This is a genomic window from Undibacterium sp. YM2 (assembly GCF_009937975.1).
GTDB lineage: Bacteria > Pseudomonadota > Gammaproteobacteria > Burkholderiales > Burkholderiaceae_D > Undibacterium.
In genome coordinates this window covers 1,712,357-1,729,843 of record NZ_AP018441.1, presented here as the reverse complement: position 1 = coordinate 1,729,843, position 17,487 = coordinate 1,712,357, and the positions used below count along the sequence as shown (strand labels likewise).

17 protein-coding genes are annotated in these 17,487 nt (G+C 50.9%); all 17 read right to left on the bottom strand.

Annotated features, from left to right (window positions below; translation table 11 throughout):
- Positions 1-60: 60 nt before the first annotated feature.
- On the bottom strand, positions 61-1,104 hold the full coding sequence (locus UNDYM_RS07670) for an HD domain-containing phosphohydrolase (protein WP_162040511.1): 1,044 nt from the start codon (positions 1,102-1,104) through the stop codon (positions 61-63).
- A 606-nt stretch (positions 1,105-1,710) separates the two neighbouring features.
- On the bottom strand, positions 1,711-2,331 hold the full coding sequence (locus UNDYM_RS07665; protein WP_162040510.1) for an ANTAR domain-containing response regulator: 621 nt from the start codon (positions 2,329-2,331) through the stop codon (positions 1,711-1,713).
- A gap of 263 nt (positions 2,332-2,594) precedes the next feature.
- Positions 2,595-3,797, bottom strand: a complete 1,203-nt coding sequence (locus UNDYM_RS07660; RefSeq protein ID WP_162040509.1) for an acyl-CoA desaturase — start codon at positions 3,795-3,797, stop codon at positions 2,595-2,597.
- Positions 3,798-3,943: 146 nt separating this feature from the next.
- The gene (locus tag UNDYM_RS07655; protein ID WP_162040508.1) at positions 3,944-5,242 is read right to left on the bottom strand and encodes a mechanosensitive ion channel family protein; all 1,299 of its coding nucleotides are present in this window, start codon (positions 5,240-5,242) and stop codon (positions 3,944-3,946) included.
- 81 nt (positions 5,243-5,323) lie between these two features.
- Positions 5,324-6,634: an RsmB/NOP family class I SAM-dependent RNA methyltransferase gene (locus UNDYM_RS07650; protein WP_162040507.1), complete on the bottom strand. Its 1,311-nt coding sequence runs from the start codon at positions 6,632-6,634 to the stop codon at positions 5,324-5,326.
- Between the two features lie 139 nt (positions 6,635-6,773).
- Positions 6,774-7,379 (bottom strand): phosphoribosylglycinamide formyltransferase, encoded by a 606-nt coding sequence (purN, locus tag UNDYM_RS07645; RefSeq protein WP_162040506.1) that lies wholly within the window; start codon positions 7,377-7,379, stop codon positions 6,774-6,776.
- An 89-nt stretch (positions 7,380-7,468) separates the two neighbouring features.
- The gene (locus UNDYM_RS07640; protein ID WP_162044512.1) at positions 7,469-7,867 is read right to left on the bottom strand and encodes a barstar family protein; all 399 of its coding nucleotides are present in this window, start codon (positions 7,865-7,867) and stop codon (positions 7,469-7,471) included.
- 26 nt (positions 7,868-7,893) lie between these two features.
- Positions 7,894-8,271 carry a ribonuclease domain-containing protein gene (locus UNDYM_RS07635; protein WP_162040505.1) on the bottom strand — a complete coding sequence of 126 codons (378 nt, stop codon included), beginning with the start codon at positions 8,269-8,271 and terminating at the stop codon, positions 7,894-7,896.
- Positions 8,272-8,420: 149 nt separating this feature from the next.
- On the bottom strand, positions 8,421-9,635 hold the full coding sequence (locus UNDYM_RS07630) for a patatin-like phospholipase family protein (RefSeq protein WP_162040504.1): 1,215 nt from the start codon (positions 9,633-9,635) through the stop codon (positions 8,421-8,423).
- Between the two features lie 276 nt (positions 9,636-9,911).
- The gene (locus UNDYM_RS07625; protein ID WP_162040503.1) at positions 9,912-10,670 is read right to left on the bottom strand and encodes a 3-hydroxyacyl-CoA dehydrogenase; all 759 of its coding nucleotides are present in this window, start codon (positions 10,668-10,670) and stop codon (positions 9,912-9,914) included.
- 226 nt (positions 10,671-10,896) lie between these two features.
- Positions 10,897-13,110: a sodium-translocating pyrophosphatase gene (locus UNDYM_RS07620; protein WP_162040502.1), complete on the bottom strand. Its 2,214-nt coding sequence runs from the start codon at positions 13,108-13,110 to the stop codon at positions 10,897-10,899.
- A gap of 267 nt (positions 13,111-13,377) precedes the next feature.
- Positions 13,378-14,034, bottom strand: coding sequence for an adenylate kinase (adk, locus tag UNDYM_RS07615; protein WP_162040501.1), 657 nt, complete (start codon positions 14,032-14,034; stop codon positions 13,378-13,380).
- A gap of 196 nt (positions 14,035-14,230) precedes the next feature.
- Positions 14,231-14,989, bottom strand: a complete 759-nt coding sequence (gene kdsB / locus UNDYM_RS07610) for a 3-deoxy-manno-octulosonate cytidylyltransferase (protein WP_162040500.1) — start codon at positions 14,987-14,989, stop codon at positions 14,231-14,233.
- 5 nt (positions 14,990-14,994) lie between these two features.
- Positions 14,995-15,189, bottom strand: a complete 195-nt coding sequence (locus UNDYM_RS07605; RefSeq protein WP_162040499.1) for a Trm112 family protein — start codon at positions 15,187-15,189, stop codon at positions 14,995-14,997.
- A complete protein-coding gene (gene lpxK, locus UNDYM_RS07600; protein ID WP_162040498.1) occupies positions 15,170-16,210 on the bottom strand; it encodes a tetraacyldisaccharide 4'-kinase in 1,041 nt (346 codons plus the stop codon). Before lpxK ends, UNDYM_RS07605 begins: the two co-directional genes overlap by 20 nt.
- A 118-nt stretch (positions 16,211-16,328) precedes the next feature.
- Positions 16,329-16,772: a biopolymer transporter ExbD gene (locus UNDYM_RS07595; RefSeq protein WP_162040497.1), complete on the bottom strand. Its 444-nt coding sequence runs from the start codon at positions 16,770-16,772 to the stop codon at positions 16,329-16,331.
- A gap of 2 nt (positions 16,773-16,774) precedes the next feature.
- Positions 16,775-17,380 carry a MotA/TolQ/ExbB proton channel family protein gene (locus tag UNDYM_RS07590; protein WP_162040496.1) on the bottom strand — a complete coding sequence of 202 codons (606 nt, stop codon included), beginning with the start codon at positions 17,378-17,380 and terminating at the stop codon, positions 16,775-16,777.
- Between the last annotated feature and the right edge of the window lie 107 nt (positions 17,381-17,487).

The window sequence follows — 17,487 nt, the reverse complement described above, 5'->3', positions numbered from 1 at the left end:
CTGGATTGGCACCATAAGCACCTGCCCGCTCAAAGAAATTTCGAATCTAAAAAAATGTCATCAATCCTGCAAGCTTGCTTTCACTTGCAAGACTTCATCCCAGGCATCGATAAATGCCGCCACACAGATGGGGCAAAAATGGCTACCGGCGTTATCCTGCAAAAACTTCTGTGCATCCTCGTCAGACCAGGCTTTTTTGTAAGGACGCACTGAAGTCAGGGCGTCAAATACATCCGCGACGGCCACAATGCGTCCAGAGAGTGGGATGTTTTCCCCAGCCAGATTATTTGGATACCCTGTTCCGTCATATTTTTCGTGATGCGTCCTGGCAATTTCCTCACCCAACTGTATTAAAGGTGCAGAACTGCCCGCCAGGATCACAGATCCAATTTCTGCATGTCGCCGCATGATGCGTAATTCATCGTCATCCAGCCTCCCTGGCTTTAACAGAATATGGTCAGGAATCCCCAGTTTGCCAACGTCATGCATGGGAGCTGCATCCAGTAAGAGTTGTTGAAATTCAGCAGACAAGCCCATTTTCTTTGCAATAATCCTGGAGTAATGTGCCATTCTCTGCACATGCGCCCCTGTTTCTGGATCACGGAACTCGGCAGCCTTGGATAACCGCACGATTAACTCCCTCTCCCTTTCGATGATGGCAGCTGTCGCCAGTTGTACCTCATGTTCCAGTAGCTTGGCCCTGTCCTTGATCAAATTTTGAGAATGGCGCAGAGCGAGTAAATTGCGTATGCGGCTACGGCATTCAGGTATATCCACAGGCTTGGCAAGAAATTCGGTTGCCCCCAAAGACAAGGCCTCATGCCTGACCGCCTTTTCGTTTTCTGTGGTCACCATGACGATGGGGACATCCATGCAATGTGCTAGCCTTCTGACGTTGCGGATGAAATCATGCCCATTCAATCCCGGCATCATATAGTCAACCAGAATAAGATCCGGCGTATTTGACTGGCACCACTCACAAGCTTTGAGCGGATCATCAAAACTTATGGCAGGAAAACCGCTGACCGATTCTGTCAGCGTCGCCAGCAGCAACAGGTTGACGGCATTATCGTCAACGATCAATACATTAGGTTTCGCAGTCATCCTTTTTTTCCATTTATTTGATACTCACACTGGCATCGAAGGCGTTTTTTCTACTATCTTTTTGCCTGACACAGCCTGATGTTTATTAAGTGCAAATAGCACTCTCTACTTTAGTCGTTTTATTGCGCTTATCCAGTCAAATTGACAAGCCCCGTTGATCATCCATTGAACGTACCTATTGGATCTAACTTCAATGTCAACACCTTGATCGCAAAACCAATGCAAGAATATGCCCTGCCTGGTTCAGGTGAATTCGAAAGATTCTGCTGAATAATATCTGTGAACACATCTGTTCCTTTCGATCTGCGCACATTCTCGTGCAAAAGACTAAAAACAAGTTTAAGCAGACGCATGGGCAATTGCCAGCGAAAAACAAGACGCTATGTGATTAGGGAAAGACGGCGGTTCTGGGCCGGTGAAGCCGACAATTGGTCGCAGCAATGGGGCGACGCCAGACGGCATTTGATGAGACGTCCCATAACGGGGAAATGGTTACGGGACAGGTGAATTAACTGATAGTCGCTTCGCCTGAAGTGAATAATATCTGAATTTTTCCACCCGGCAATACAGAGAAACAAGATTTAACCATCTTTTGATGGTGTCGATCTAATTGCCACTAAACAGGTTTTTAAATTGATTGATGGTCTCTTCTGCTTGCAAAAGCTCACTTGCAACATCGTGTATGGGCCGTCGATTAGAACGGGCAAAGTTGCGCAGTACATCAAACGCGCCTTGCCTGTCAGACTGAAATTTGGCCATCAGCAAGCCTACCGCCATGCTGGTTTCGCGGCCAGAAGCAAGCGCAGATGTAAGATTAACCTCGCTCTTCTTCAATTGCCTGATCTCTTTGGCGCGCGCAAGACTTGCCTCAACTGTGGGAACGATATTTAATACATCTACTGGCTTGACCATGTAACCTACCGCGCCGTACTCAACCGCCTGCTTGACGATTTCAGTATCTGAAGTGGCAGACAGGAACATAAATGGAATAGCAGTTTCAGTACGCAAGTGATTCGCCAGATCAAGGCCTGACATGCCGGGCATATTGATATCAAGCAGAGCAATATCAGGCTCCTGCATCAAGATGACATTCAATGCATCTTCACCGCACTGGGCCTGGATGATCTCATAATCAGCCTTCTCCAAAATCCTGCTCAGAAGTGTGAGCGTGAACTCATCATCATCAACTAACAGTATCCTGCTTTTTAAGTTGGCACTGGCGACCATGTAAACCTCTTCTGTTATTTAAGCACTCAAGTGGGCATTAGGTAAATCAGAGCGCCTGTCTGTCAACACTTTACTGTACCAACAAATGGGGAAACCTTAAACAGTTAGTTAATCTGCTTAGCAGTATTTCTTGAGTAGCCACAATGTTTAACCATCTTGCACACGCACGCAACAAACTGGCAACAAGCGGGCAACACATACATCATGGGAACAGAAAAACAAAACGGCACCTAAGTGCCGTTTCAAGATGCGTTCAGTAAATATCAAGCGTAAGTACGCAGCCTGAGCGAAAACTCGCGCAGAGTCTGGATGCCAGATGCCTCAGCGCGTACACACCAGTCCTGCAATTGCTGAACCAGTTGTTCACGGCTGACGGTAGAGCGTTCCCAGATCAGGCCCAGTTCCACGCGCATATCATGCATGGTCTTCAGTGCCAGACTATGAGCCAGTACTTCAGACAATTGCTGTTGCTGCGGTGCTTCAAGTTTGGTTGGTTCACGCTGCAGCAATTTCTTGGTTGATTTCAGCATCTGCGCTTCGAACATGGCTTTTTCACGCAGGCTGGCAACTTCCTCACTCCAGGCGCGGCGCAGGGACTTGGCGTATTTCGCCATCACGTCATAACGGTTGGTGATGACCGCTTGCAGCGTTTCCAGATCAACGACGGTCTTGATTTCCTTGAACTTTGGTTCAGGAGCGACTTTCTTGACCTTGGCCAGACCAACAATTTCCATGCTGCGGATATACAGCCAGCCTATGTCGAACTCATACCATTTGGACGACAGTTTTGCTGAGGTACCAAATGTATGATGGTTGTTATGCAGTTCTTCACCACCAATCAAAATACCGATAGGCAGGATATTGCGTGAGGCATCGGTGCAATCGTAATTGCGGTACCCCCAGTAATGACCAATACCGTTGATGATGCCAGCCGCAGTCACAGGTATCCACAGCATCTGTACCGCCCATACTGTGACGCCAACAACACCAAACAGCAAGAAGTCGATGATCAGCATCAGGGCCACGCCTTGCCAGCTAAAGCGGGTATATACATTGCGCTCCATCCAGTCGTCTGGTGTGCCATGGCCATACTTTTCCATGGTTTCCAGGTTCTTGCATTCTGCACGGTACAGCTCTGCGCCTTCAAACAAGACTTTTTTGATGCCGCGCGTTACCGGGCTGTGTGGATCTTCTTCAGTTTCGCACTTGGCATGATGTTTACGGTGTATCGCAGCCCATTCCTTGGTGACCTGGCCAGTGGTCAGCCACAACCAGAAACGGAAGAAATGGCTGGGTATCGCATGCAATTCCAGCGCGCGGTGGGCCTGGCAGCGGTGCAAGAAAATTGTCACGCTGGCAATCGTGATATGCGTCACAACCATGGTGAAGATAAATACCTGCCAGGCTGTCGCACGGGTCAGACCGTTGGACAGAAAATCAACTACTGTATCGATAAAAGTGCTCAAAATGACATGTACTCCATTGTTATTGACGGCATCTTGGTTGATTTCGCAAAAACGCCATCAACTTTTTTCATTATAGACATCGGACGGCATTGTACGCGGTTTTAGAGGGATTCACCCAATTCTAGAACTAATATTGTTGCCTTGCCTCAAGTTTCTTTGGCTGGACTGTTAATTAAAGTCACAACCCGTTGACCATAGGGCAAATTCACCTGATGCTCTTGCAAAACCTGCCATAAAGCAAGATTCACTGCAGACATGACGCTGGAACGTCCATTTTCAGGATCGGCAATCCAGAACCCTACCCTCAGCTCAAAACCATCTGCGCCAAACTTCAGCAAATAGGCAGCGGGCGCAGGGTCTTTGCACACCCGTTCCACGGTCGCTGCAGCCTCGCCAAGGATGGGCATGATCTTTCCAAGATCCGTTTCATAGCCGACCGTCATATCAGTCCACATGGCGACCGTCCTGTCACTGAGGGAATAATTCTGCACGGGTGAAGACACCAGCATTTCATTCGGTATGACGGCTTCACCGCCATCAGTACCCTGCAAGACGGTATAGCGTGTATTGATTTGCGTGACCCGCCCACTATATTTATCCACCGTGATCATGTCACCTATGGACATACTGCGGTCGAGCAGGATGATGAAACCGGATACATAGCTGCTGGTGATTTTCTGCAAGCCAAAACCCAGGCCCACGCCCAGCGCACCACCAAAGACAGACAACACGGTAAGGTCTATGCCAACCAGGGTCAGACTGATGAGTATGGCCAACAGGATAAATACTGCCCTGCTCACCCGTGACAAGACCACCTTCAGTGAAGTATGCGCATCCGGCAGCTGCATCAGGCGTTTTTCGAGCGCAGCACTGGCCCACATGGCAACAACCAGGGTAACCACGACTGAGGCCACGGCCTGCAATATGGTCAGCAGCGATACCTTGTTTTTACCCAAAGGCAGGGAGACCTCATCAAGGGCAGCGAACAACTCCAGACCCAGACCAGTGAAATGCAGGACGACACCCAGCCAGACCAGGCCAGCAAACAGTTTTTCAAATGCGGCAAGAAAATTGCCTATATAACCATCACGTGCAAAAGTTTGCCGCACCACATAGAAGGCAAATCTTATCAGTGCCAGTGAACCTATGATAGGGAACAGTAAGGACAGCAAATGCGTGTGCTGCCATTTGCCTAAAATCATCTTTGCAATCAGGATAAAAATCAGCGCCAGGGTCGGCGAGAGTACGCGGGTGAAGCTTTCCACTCCCAGCTTCACGACACCGGAATCAGTGTCTTTGGCAGTAAAACTGCGCCTCAGGGCACGCGACAAAACCCATGCGAGGCCAAAGCAAAGAACAACCACCCCAACTTGCCAGTAAAAATCAGGCTGGCCCAGATCCTTGGATAAATCAGACAACAAACTGGCAAGTAAAGGTGTGCTCATAGGCGGTGCTAATTGTGCTTATTGTGCGTACTTTTCGTACGTGCTTATCGTGCGCTCGGAGACTTGAAGTGAATGGCCGTATTAATCTTCTGCTTCCGCATCTGGCGCGGCAGCTTCTGGAGCAACTTTGGCTGGCGCTTTTTTACGCTCCAGTATCGCTGCAAAGAAACCATCAGTCTGGTGCAGGTGAGGATAGAGCTTCAGATAGTCGCCCATTTCCAGATCCACTTTTTGCTCAGCCAACACTTGAGAAGCTGGCACCAATGCATAATCAGCATGCTCAGCCAGGAAAGCCTGGACTATGCCTTCGTTTTCTTCATCGAGAATACTGCAGGTTGCATATACCAGACGACCACCTGGTTTGACCATGCGCGCGGCGCTGGCCAGGATGGAAGCCTGCTTGACATTCAACTCTGCCACGCCTTCTGGCGTCTGACGCCATTTGACATCAGGATTACGGCGCAAGGTACCCAGACCACTACAAGGAGCATCAACCAGCACGCGGTCCAGCTTGCCTGCCAGACGTTTGATCTTGGCATCTTTTTCATGGGCGATGACGACCGGGTGTACGTTCGACAAACCACTGCGCGCCATGCGTGGCTTCAGTTTGGCCAAACGTTTTTCAGAAATATCAAAAGCATACAGACGACCGGTATTGCGCATCAATGCACCCAGTGCCAAAGTCTTGCCACCAGCGCCGGCGCAGAAATCGGCCACCATTTCACCGCGCTTGGCACCCACCAGTTGCGCCAGTAACTGACTACCTTCATCCTGCACTTCTATCGTGCCATCTTTAAACAAAGGCAGATTCTGGATGGATGGTTTTTTACGTACCCGCAAACCTGTGCTGGAATATGGCGTAGGCTCGGCGATGATAGGTGCCTGTGCCAATGTCGTGATGACAGTTTCGCGATCGCCTTTGATGGTATTGACACGCAAATCCAGCGGTGCCGGGGTATTGAGGGACATGGCCAGGGCCAAAGCATCTTCTTCACCAAAGCGTTCCAGCAATTTTGTCCACAGCCATTCTGGCAAATTGGCCTTCATCATCAAAGGCAGGTGCGTGCGATCAATTTCCATGACACGTTGCAGCCAGGCAGTTTCATCTTCTGTCAAACCACCCAGAGCATCGACGCCAACGGCATCAGCCAGACCCAGCAGGCTCAGGCGGCGCATAGGAGAACCTATGCCGGACTCAGAAAAATTGGTATACACCGCTTTATTGCGCAGCAAGCCGTAGACAGCCTCCGCAACTACGCCACGTTCACGTGAACCCAGGCGTGGGTGATCACGGAAATAACGCGACAAAGTGCCATCTGCCGGGCCGGTAAAACGCAGAATCTCACGTAATACTTCTTCGGTATTGACGAGTATGGCTGGAGGTAATCTCATGCTGCTTCCTTCTGATATGCTGATATGGCCCGGACGGGCCTTGTTACTATTTTTTGCTAGTTAATACGGATGGCAAACCGCGCAAGCGATTTTGCTGATACTGGTTAATCAAGCTTCTTATTTCTGAATATCCAGCTTGTTAATTACTGATATGAACACGGTTGCCCTCTATACGCAATTTGCCTTCGACAAATTGCAATACGGCACGCGGATAAATCTGGTGCTCTTGTTCAAGTACACGGTGCGACAGAGTGTCTTCATTATCATCGTCAAGCACTGGCACAACTGCCTGGGCAACGATGGGACCATGATCCAGTTCGGCAGTCACAAAGTGCACGGTGACTCCATGCACTTTAACGCCCGCATCTATGGCTTGCTGATGCGTTGCGAGACCGACAAAACTGGGCAACAGGGATGGATGGATATTCAACATCCTGCCTGCATAGTGTTCAACAAAACCTGCCGTCAGTATACGCATGAAGCCAGCCAGGACAACCAGGTCAGGGGCGAATTCATCTATCTTTGCTTGCAAAGCGGCATCAAATGCCTCACGCGTGGCAAATTGCTTGCTAACCACTACGGCAGTTGGTATGCCACGGCTGGCGGCATATTCCAGGCCACCTGCATCGGCACGGTTGCTGATAACGGCAGCGATTTGTGCTGGCCATTGCTGTTTTGCGGCAGTTTCAACAATGGCTTGCATATTGCTGCCACGACCAGAAATGAGGATAACAATCTTTTTCATGGCGGCATTGTACCGCTGACAGGGGTCTAGCCCCAAATAAAAATGCCAGCATTTGCTTACCGGCATCTATTCTGCGGGATATGAAAATGCTATTCGAAGGAGTAAAACACCCGGAAAGCGACTTTTCTGTCAGCCCAAAAATCGGCTGCGTCGCGGAACACGTCCAACAGCGTCTCACGTGCTTCTTTGTCAAATTTTTGTGTATTTGGCAATTGCTCAAGCACAATCAAAAAACCAGGCTGTGGGCCCGCCTTATAAATCATGTCAGTCAGGCAATCTGACAAGGCATCCAGATTGCGGCACATGGGCTTGGGGAAACCAAAAGACAAGGCTATCTTCCCCAGCACTTGCTGCTTGGTCGCCGCCTCAAGGCAATAGGCATACAGGAAATGCTGGCCCAGTTTGGCGGCTTCGGCCTGTAAATCCGGTACACGGAAAGCACGTATGGATTGCACCACATTCGGCGCTACCGTTGCCAACAAATCTATTTCTCCCTCGGTTGCTGAGATCATATTTACTCTTTAATTCTGCGAAAACTCTCGTAATGGTCTTCCGTGTAATAGTATTCACCCGAAGTCTGTGGGTCTGCTCCGGCAATAATACGGCGCACGCCACGGTTGCGGGCACGCGGCGTCTTTACCGTATATTCATGATAGTAACCACGCTTTTGCTTTGGCAATCTGGATTCATAATTACCGAACACAACGCCATCCTTGTCATAAGGAAATGGGCCGCCCTGCTTGATGAGCTTGAGTGTGGTCTGTGCCTCTTTAGGCAATTCGGCAAGCGCCACCTGACCAACACCATTTGGGCCTTTGGCGAAGCTGGTTGCAGCCAGCAAAGCAAGCGTCAGGAATACCAGCCATTTTTTAAAAAATGTTGGATTTATCATTATTTTGTCTATCCGCACACGCTTAAACAGCGCATAGAGTAACGGTTTGTCGATGATGAATCAACCATTGTTGCAGATGTTACAATGTATTAATTCATACAGTTGTCACATTTCAGATAAAAATACTTTGCGGCAATCTTGCACGACAATCAGGCTGTTTTCACTGGTACCCGCGAGGTAGTATCAACGCCGAAGAAGTGCAGGACATCATCCATACGGGCGCGGGTATCACGTCGCCCCAGAGCGATCAACTCCTTGGTATAGCTTGATTCAAACAAAAGATAAGACGCCAGAGCCGAACCACGCGCTTCGGTAGCACCTATGCCGCCCAGCATGGTACGCACAGGCAAAGGCAGGCTATTGGTATGGCGGCTGGCAATCTCATCCAGCCTTTCTGATGGCGCAATCACCAGTATATCCACGGGCCGCAAGGGTGTTTTTTCCAGCAACTCTGGCGGCAACATCGACAAGGTTTTGTTGATGCGCGTCAGTCTTTCTATATCGACCGCCAGGCTGTCAAGGAAGATACTGGACAAGGCATGACCGGCAATTTGCGCCAGGCTGGGGTAACGCGCAGTTTCAGTGCTGACACTGGGGGGTTCGGTCAAACGTCCGGCGCCAACGATCAAGACCTTTTGCGCCCCCAGATGAATAGCAGGAGAGATCGGTGCCAGTTGGCGCATGGAACCGTCACCGCAATATTCCATGCGCCCGCCCCAATTCAGTGGCACGGCAGGAAAAATAAAGGGAATCGCGGCAGATGCCAGCAAATGCTGGACGCCAATGAAATCACGCTGCGCCAGTCGCTGGCTCCTGACCCAGGGTTCAATATCGGCCAGGGTCTGGTAAAAAGTCAGATGCTGACCAGCCGTATAAGAAGACGCCGTCACCGCCAACGCATGCAGGCTGCCATTGTTGAATGCAGCGTCCAGACTGCCCAAGTCCAGCATGCGGGTCAGTAGGGCTTCCAGTGGAGAATTATCCAGTAGCGAATTTGGTGGTGCTTTGCGCCATTTATTCAGCAACCAGCCAAATGACCACAAGGTCAGCCAGCGCGCGCCGCTACGCATGACACCAAGAGAGTCGGCACGATAGACTTGCGCCGCTTCAAAATTTTCCCAGATATGCAGCATGCGCCCGACTGCATCAGCAAAATTATCGGCTCCGCAAGCCAGTGAAGTTGCATTGATCGCCCCTGCCGAAGTACCGCAGATAATGCCAAAAGGATTGCTGGCAGGATGCCAGCCAGACTCCACCAGTATCGCCGAAATCTCATGCAGCACCCCCACCTGATAGGCCGCACGCGCCCCACCACCCGTCAAGATCAATCCTGTTCCCGCGTTATTGCTCGTTTGTTTAGGCATAAAAAAAGGGCAAATCCAGATTTGCCCTAGTGTAGTAGCCCCCTAGCAATTTGTCATGCTGCACGGCACAGTGAAAGAATCATGCTCTGCAAATACAACAACCGTACTGAGTCGCGTGAAGCCTTGGGATTTTCTCCTCTCAGCATACCAAGGTGCGTAAGTGTTGAGAAAGCGTAGCGAGCGGCGCTAGTTTTGGTTGAGAAGCGCAATCGTACTTTAGTACGATGAGCATCGCCGACCAAAAATCGCGACGCGCAGTAGCTTTATCAGCACTTACTACTTGGGTTGCATGCGAATGGCTCCGTCTAACCGGATAGTTTCCCCATTCAACATCACATTCTCAATAATCGTCTTGGCCAGATTTGCATACTCATCCGGTTTGCCCAGGCGCGGAGGAAACGGCACCATCTTGCCCAAAGCATCCTGTACCTCTTGCGGCATACCCAGCAGCATGGGGGTTTCAAAAATACCCGGCGCAATCGTCATGACACGGATGCCGCTGCGTGACAAATCACGAGCCATAGGCAAGGTCAGACCAACCACTGCTGCCTTGGAAGAAGCATAAGCTGCCTGGCCAATCTGTCCATCATAAGCAGCGACCGATGCTGTATTGATGATGACACCGCGTTCGCCATGTTCTGCGGCTTCAGTCTTGCCCATGGCATCTGCTGCCAGACGGCACATATTGAAAGTGCCGATCAGGTTGATATTGACCACGCGCTGGAATACGTCGAGCGGATGCGGGCCATCTTTACCGACAGTCTTGATTGCGGGTGCAACGCCGGCGCAATTGACCAGGCCGCGCAGAGTACCCAGAGTAGCTGCCGCCTCGACGACTGCTTTGCCATCGGCCTCGGAAGTCACATCGCATTTGACAAACTTGCCACCCAGCTCAGCCGCCAGCGCCTCGCCCGCCTCTACCTGCACGTCAGCCAGCACGACCTTGCCGCCATTGGCAACGATCATTCTTGCCGTAGCAGCACCCAGGCCGGAAGCACCGCCAGTAATAATAAATACATGATTTTGAATTTGCATGTTTGTCTCTCCAGGCTATTATCTATGAGCACATTAATCGAATTGTGAGGATGGTGCTTATTTGTGTCCACTTATCTGCGTCCACCGAGTTGCATCCTATATGACGTTTACGTAAACGTCACATCCACGTATTGTAGCGAATAATCTTCTTCGCGCAAAAATAAAAAAGTGGCAGCGATATACTCGCCACCACTTTCCATTACTTTCTTTTCAAGCAGGCTGTTGCTTATTTACTCGCAGATACCGGATCGGCCATGGCTGGAGGTGGTGGCACCTCTGCCGGAGTCGAAACCGCCGAAGCCACAGGTGCGGCAACTTGGGTAGATGCAGAGGATACAGACGCTGCCGGAGCTGCAGTCTGCACAGGCTGGCTGAGATGGCTACCGGCTGCGCTTGTCGGTCCTGCTGCTGGCAGCAAGGGCACCAGCAACAGCGCCACGATATTGATGATCTTGATGAGCGGATTGACTGCCGGGCCAGCCGTGTCCTTGTACGGATCACCAACAGTATCGCCAGTCACGGCAGCCTTGTGTGCTTCCGAACCCTTGCCACCAAAATGGCCATCTTCTATATATTTCTTGGCATTATCCCAGGCACCACCACCAGTCGTCATGGAGATGGCAACAAACAAACCAGTCACGATGGTCCCCATCAACAAACCGCCCAGCGCGGCTGGCCCGAGCAATAAGCCAACCAGGATAGGCACAATGACAGGCAACAGCGAAGGAATAATCATTTCCTTGATCGCCGATGTCGTCAGCATATCAACAGCCTTGTCATACTCAGGCTTGCCCGTGCCATCCATGATGCCCTTGATTTCCTTGAACTGGCGGCGCACTTCGACCACCACGGCACCGGCTGCACGCCCCACGGCTTCCATCGCCATCGCACCAAACAGATAAGGGATCAAACCACCAATAAACAGGCCGACGATGACTTGCGGATTCGACAAATCAAACGAAGTACTCTTGCCAACTGAATCCAGCGCATGCGTGTAATCAGCAAACAGCACCAGCGCTGCCAGACCGGCTGAGCCTATTGCATAACCTTTTGTAACTGCCTTGGTAGTGTTACCGACGGCATCCAGAGGATCAGTAATGGCACGCACAGAGGCTGGCATTTCCGACATCTCGGCAATACCACCGGCATTGTCAGTGATAGGGCCATAGGCATCGAGCGCGACGATAATCCCCGCCATCGACAGCATGGAAGTTGCCGCAATCGCGATGCCATACAGGCCAGCAAGGTTAAATGACACCAGGATAGCCACACACACAGCCAGCACGGGCCAGGCCGTCGATTTCATCGATACACCCAGTCCTGCAATGATATTGGTGCCATGACCAGTAGTCGATGCCTGTGCCACATGCTGCACCGGTTTGAAGTCTGTGCCTGTGTAATATTCAGTGATATATACCATCAAGCCTGTGAGCACGATACCGACCAGGGCTGAACCCATCATCTTCATGCGCATCGCTTCATCAGGCCAGACCTGCCAGGTGACGACAGCAAAACCGATCAGCGATAAACCGGCAGCCCACCACAAACCAGTATAAAGGGCAGACATGATTTTCTTGCCAGGCTTGGCTTTGACCATGGAGCAGCCGACAATCGAAGCGAGAATGGAAACCGCACCCAGCAACAAGGGATAAACAATCGCTTCGGTGACATTGGTGGTAATCACCAGCGCCCCCAGCAACATGGTGGCGATCAGAGTCACGACATAGGTTTCAAACAGGTCGGCGGCCATACCGGCGCAATCACCAACGTTGTCACCTACATTGTCGGCAATCACAGCGGGATTGCGCGGATCATCTTCAGGGATACCGGCTTCAACCTTGCCGACCAGGTCAGCACCAACGTCCGCCCCTTTGGTAAAGATACCGCCACCAAGACGGGCGAAGATGGAAATCAGCGATGCCCCAAAGGCCAAGCCTATCAGGGGCTTGATGACATCATGCTGGGTCAGCGTACCGCCGGCAGCATTCATGACCAATACCCAGTAAAAAATCGTCACACCCAGCAAACCAAGGCCAACGACCAGCATGCCGGTGATGGCACCACCGCGGAAAGCCACGTCCAGCGCCTCATTCATGCCCTTGGTTGCGGCCTGCGCAGTTCTCACATTTGCCCTGACCGACACATTCATGCCGATGAAGCCGCAGGCACCGGACAACACCGCACCGATCAGAAAACCGATGGCAGTAATCAAACCCAGACCTGGTATGGCGGCGACGGCAATGAACAGCACCACGCCAACAATGGCGATGGTACGGTACTGTCGTGCGAGATAAGCGGCAGCGCCTTGTTGAATGGCTGCGGCAATTTCCTGCATACGTGCATTACCGGCATCCTGCTTCAGGATCCAGCTGCGCGATATCAAACCATATAGTACGGCGATGACGCCACATGCGATGACAAACCAAAGACTTGCTGTCATGTTGACTCCTCCAATGTTATGGGCATGTTGGCCTTGTGGGCACATGCATTTTTTTAACGACAAAGTGAAACAACGACAATTCTTCATTTTTCAGACTTTGATGCCAGACTGCCTTGCATCAAATGACAAAAATGAATCCTGCACACTGCGAAACTTTTACGTAGCCCATATTTTTGGAGAAATCTGGCTGGGGCTTAGCCGTACTTAATAGCTTGGTAACTTGATAGCGATAAAAAAAGCGGACAGTACAGTCCGCTTTTTACTTACTTATTCGGACAGCGCCGCAAATGCGCTGTCACGGATGGACTCTACCGGTCCGACGCCAGCAATCTTGCGATACTTGGGTGCGCCTGGTTGACCAGACTTGGCCCAATCGCCATAGTAAGACAACAGCACTTCAGTTTGTTCGTGATAGACGGACAAACGTTTCTTGACGGTTTCTTCCTTGTCGTCAGGGCGCTGCACCAGGTCTTCACCTGTCACATCATCCTTGCCTTCGACTTTTGGAGGATTGAATTTGACGTGGTAGGTGCGGCCAGAACCAGGATGAACACGGCGGCCACTCATACGGTCGATGATGGCTTCATCAGGTACATTGATTTCCAGTACATAGTCTATCGTTACGCCAGCATCCTTCATCGCATCTGCCTGAGGCGTGGTGCGAGGAAAACCATCGAACAGATAACCATTGGCGCAATCTGGCTGTTTCAACCTGTCTTTAACGAGGCCGATGATGATGTCATCTGATACCAGTCCACCGGTGTCCATGACTTTTTTTGCTTCCAGACCCAAAGCCGTTCCAGCAGCGATTGCGGCACGCAACATATCACCAGTAGAGATTTGAGGAATATTGTATTTTTCTTTGATGTAATTGGCTTGTGTACCCTTGCCGGCACCCGGCGCTCCCAACAAAATAAGACGCATGTTAAATTTCCTAAGACGAGTTTGAATTTTTTTACTTGTATTATCAAATCGTGCCCGGCAGTGGTTTCATTGCAGGCACGGCTCTTTTTGCTTTTCTTCTTTTAGCTTGATAACACAGTTTCTTTTCACGAAACTTACCACAATTTTCGCAATTCTTGATGCTTTGCCACGAAAACTTGGGGTTTTGCCCGTTTTTTTATACCTTATCCCTGAAAAACTGCCTGACACGTTCCAGGTCTTCTGCCGTATCCACGCCGGATGCGGGGCTGGAAGCTGTCACATGGACAGCAATTGCATAGCCGTGCCACAAAACCCGCAACTGCTCCAAAGCCTCAATTTGTTCCAATGGAGAAACAGCGAGTTGCGGATATTTTTTTAAGAAATCGTTGCGGTAGGCATACAAACCAATATGGCGTAAAGGTGCATAGGCTGGCGGGAACTGTTCGCGGCTGACAGCAAATCCATCCCTGTGCCAGGGTATGGTTGCGCGTGAAAAATACAGTGCGCGGCCATGCTTGTCCAATACCACCTTGACGACATTGGGATTAAAACCATCTTCGACCGCATGGATAGGATGGGCTGCAGTCGCCATAGGCACATCAGCGCTCACCAGCGCTGCGGTAGCGGCAATCAAGGCCGGATCTATCAGTGGTTCATCACCCTGCACATTGACGACAACGGCATCTTCTGCCAGGTTCATGCTGGCAGCAACTTCGGCAATGCGGTCAGTACCGGACGGATGATCAGGCCGCGTCATGCAGACGGGCACACCGTGGGCCTTGCAGGCTGCGACGATATCAGCATGGTCTGTAGCCACCATAATGGCGCTGGCGCCAGACAATAATGCCTGCTCGGCGGTGCGCACCACCATGGGCTTGCCACCTATGTCAGCCAGCGGTTTATTTGGCAAACGGCTGGAGGCCAGCCGGGCCGGGATAATAGCGATAAAACTCATAAAACTTACGCCTTGGGTCTGGCATCAAGCTCTTCATTCGTCAGCGCACGCGCCTGATCTGCCCACATGATGGGGATATCATCGCGTATCTGGTAAGCCAGTTTATCGCCATAACAAATCAATTCCTGACTGGCTTTTTGGTAAACCAATTGTCCTTTGCACAAAGGGCAAACCAACACATCAAGCAGACGTGCGTCCATGCTTTTTCTCCGAAATCATTTGTATCAGGGATGCGGCAAAAGCTGCATCAAGTTGAGCTTCGACTGGTACTACCCAGATGCGGGCATCGTCCAGTAAAGCCGGGATTTGCCTACATTTTACTGCATCCTTTTCCGTAATCAGGATGCAATCAGCATCAACACCTTCAAAACTCTGCGCATCAAAGGCATGATGATCAGGAAAAGCCCAGGTCTGGCATGCCAAACCCTGCATTGCCAGCATAGTGAAAAATCGTTGTGGATTACCTATGCCAGCCGCTGCCAGCAAACGCTGTCCTGAGAACTCGACCAGAGACTTGCACTGGGCATTATCATTCAACCTATAAGCCTGACCTGCCTGTAACTGCATGCGCACGGTGTCTGCTGGCATCCCGGGCGGAAATACTGCTTCCTGCGCCGGCATATTGCAGATAGTAAAATCACGTCGTCTTTCCACGGGTTCACGCAAAGGCCCGGCTGGCAAAAGCCAGCCATTGCCAGCCCCGCGCTGGTCAAACAGCACGAGTTCAACATCACGCCCCAGGGCATAATGCTGCAAACCATCGTCAGCAATAATAATATCGACTTGCGGATTGGCTGCCAGTACGCAACGCGCCACGGCAACACGGTCACGCCCTACCGCTACCGGGCATGCTGCCCTGGCAGCAATCAATACTGGCTCATCACCAACCTGCTGCGGCTGCGAAGCAGCATCCAGCAAAATTACGCTCTCGGCATGCACACCATAACCACGCGAGATAACAGCCGGATGCCAGCCTGCAAGCTTTAATTGCTGCACCAGCCAGATCACCAGCGGTGTCTTGCCGGTACCGCCGATAAAGATATTGCCAACTACGACCACAGGTACGGGTAATCTGGTTTGCGCTTTGTAGCCCATCACAAACAAGCCAAAACGGAAAGTCACGATGAGCTGGAATAGCCTGGACACTGGCCACAGCAGGCATGCCAGCAGCCCGCGCTTTTGCCAGCTACTCAATAAGACTTTTTCCAATACTGCCCGCATGTCACTCTCTTGTTTTTCTCTAGCTGTTTTCTACAAAAAGAAACCGGGGAGTAACACTCCCCGGTTTCTCGCCAGCTCCTGAAGCACGACTCTACTTACAAGCTGGTCATTCCATACTTTACTTTGCAGTTGCCTGGGCCGCAAACGTAACCTTGGCCATGCCCGCAATACGTGCGGCTTCCAGCACATCAATGACAGATTGATGGCTGGTTGCCCGGTCTGCATTGATGATGATCACAGGATCAGGCTGGGCACCGGTCTTGCCAGCTTCCAGCGCTGCTGCCGCTTTTTTCAAGTCTTCCGCCAGGGTCAGAGTGTCAAGGAAAGACACGGCCTGGTTATTGATCTTGTAGCGTCCCTGGGCATCAATACCGATATCTATCTGATTCGGTTTGTCCTGGGCTTTTTCTGCGTCAGCGGTCGGCAAGGTGATCTGCAGTTCGGTGAAGCGGCTGTACGTCGTCGTCACCATCAAAAAGATCAGGATCACCAGCAAGACATCGATAAACGGGATCAGGTTGATCTCTGGCTCTTCCCTGCCCCTTCCTTTACGAAAATTCATGACTACTTCCTGGAGCTGTGGACGACATCAACAAACTTGATTGCCTGTTGTTCCATATCGACGACGATGCTATCAACAAGCGCGCGGAAATGACGCCAGAACACCATCGCAGGCATGGCGATCATCAAACCAAAGCCAGTGTTATACAAGGCCACAGAAATACCATGCGCCAGTTGCGCAGGATTGGCACCGGTCGCGTTTTGCGAACCGAAAATTTCTATCATACCGACGACTGTACCAAACAGGCCCATCAAAGGTGCCAGAGAAGCAATCGTGCCCAAAGTAGTCAGAAAACGCTCAAGTTCATGAGCAACAGCACTGCCCGCTTCTTCTATCGATTCTTTCATGACTTCACGTGGCGCATTGACATTGCGCAAACCTGCTGCCAGAACTTTACCTAAAGGAGAATTGCCAGCCAGTTGTTCTATGACTTCGGGCTTGACCTTGCCAGCCTGATAAACACGGATAACTTCGTCCAGCAAAGTGGGCGGCAAGATACGGCTACGACGCAAAGAAAGGCTGCGTTCTATGATTAATGCCAGCGCGATCACTGAGGCAATCAATAAAAAATAAATTGGCCAGCCCGCGGCGCGAATGATATCGAACAAATTAACTCCTTGAAGGTTCCTAAATCCAAGCCCGCAATGTAGCGCGTTGTCTGCCTGCGGGCAAGAGTGCAAAGCAAAAAACTAGGCACAAAATGTTTCAAAGCATA

Excerpts from the sequence above, each read along its gene's own strand:
- UNDYM_RS07670 (WP_162040511.1), bottom strand. The coding sequence starts at position 1,104 with ATGACTGCGAAACCTAATGTATTGATCGTTGACGATAATGCCGTCAAC.
- UNDYM_RS07665 (WP_162040510.1), bottom strand. The coding sequence starts at position 2,331 with ATGGTCGCCAGTGCCAACTTAAAAAGCAGGATACTGTTAGTTGATGAT.
- UNDYM_RS07655 (WP_162040508.1), bottom strand. The coding sequence starts at position 5,242 with ATGAGCACACCTTTACTTGCCAGTTTGTTGTCTGATTTATCCAAGGAT.
- UNDYM_RS07650 (WP_162040507.1), bottom strand. The coding sequence starts at position 6,634 with ATGAGATTACCTCCAGCCATACTCGTCAATACCGAAGAAGTATTACGT.
- purN (WP_162040506.1), bottom strand. The coding sequence starts at position 7,379 with ATGAAAAAGATTGTTATCCTCATTTCTGGTCGTGGCAGCAATATGCAA.
- UNDYM_RS07635 (WP_162040505.1), bottom strand. The coding sequence starts at position 8,271 with ATGATAAATCCAACATTTTTTAAAAAATGGCTGGTATTCCTGACGCTT.
- UNDYM_RS07630 (WP_162040504.1), bottom strand. The coding sequence starts at position 9,635 with ATGCCTAAACAAACGAGCAATAACGCGGGAACAGGATTGATCTTGACG.
- UNDYM_RS07625 (WP_162040503.1), bottom strand. The coding sequence starts at position 10,670 with ATGCAAATTCAAAATCATGTATTTATTATTACTGGCGGTGCTTCCGGC.
- UNDYM_RS07620 (WP_162040502.1), bottom strand. The coding sequence starts at position 13,110 with ATGACAGCAAGTCTTTGGTTTGTCATCGCATGTGGCGTCATCGCCGTA.
- adk (WP_162040501.1), bottom strand. The coding sequence starts at position 14,034 with ATGCGTCTTATTTTGTTGGGAGCGCCGGGTGCCGGCAAGGGTACACAA.
- kdsB (WP_162040500.1), bottom strand. The coding sequence starts at position 14,989 with ATGAGTTTTATCGCTATTATCCCGGCCCGGCTGGCCTCCAGCCGTTTG.
- UNDYM_RS07605 (WP_162040499.1), bottom strand. The coding sequence starts at position 15,189 with ATGGACGCACGTCTGCTTGATGTGTTGGTTTGCCCTTTGTGCAAAGGA.
- lpxK (WP_162040498.1), bottom strand. The coding sequence starts at position 16,210 with ATGCGGGCAGTATTGGAAAAAGTCTTATTGAGTAGCTGGCAAAAGCGC.
- UNDYM_RS07595 (WP_162040497.1), bottom strand. The coding sequence starts at position 16,772 with ATGAATTTTCGTAAAGGAAGGGGCAGGGAAGAGCCAGAGATCAACCTG.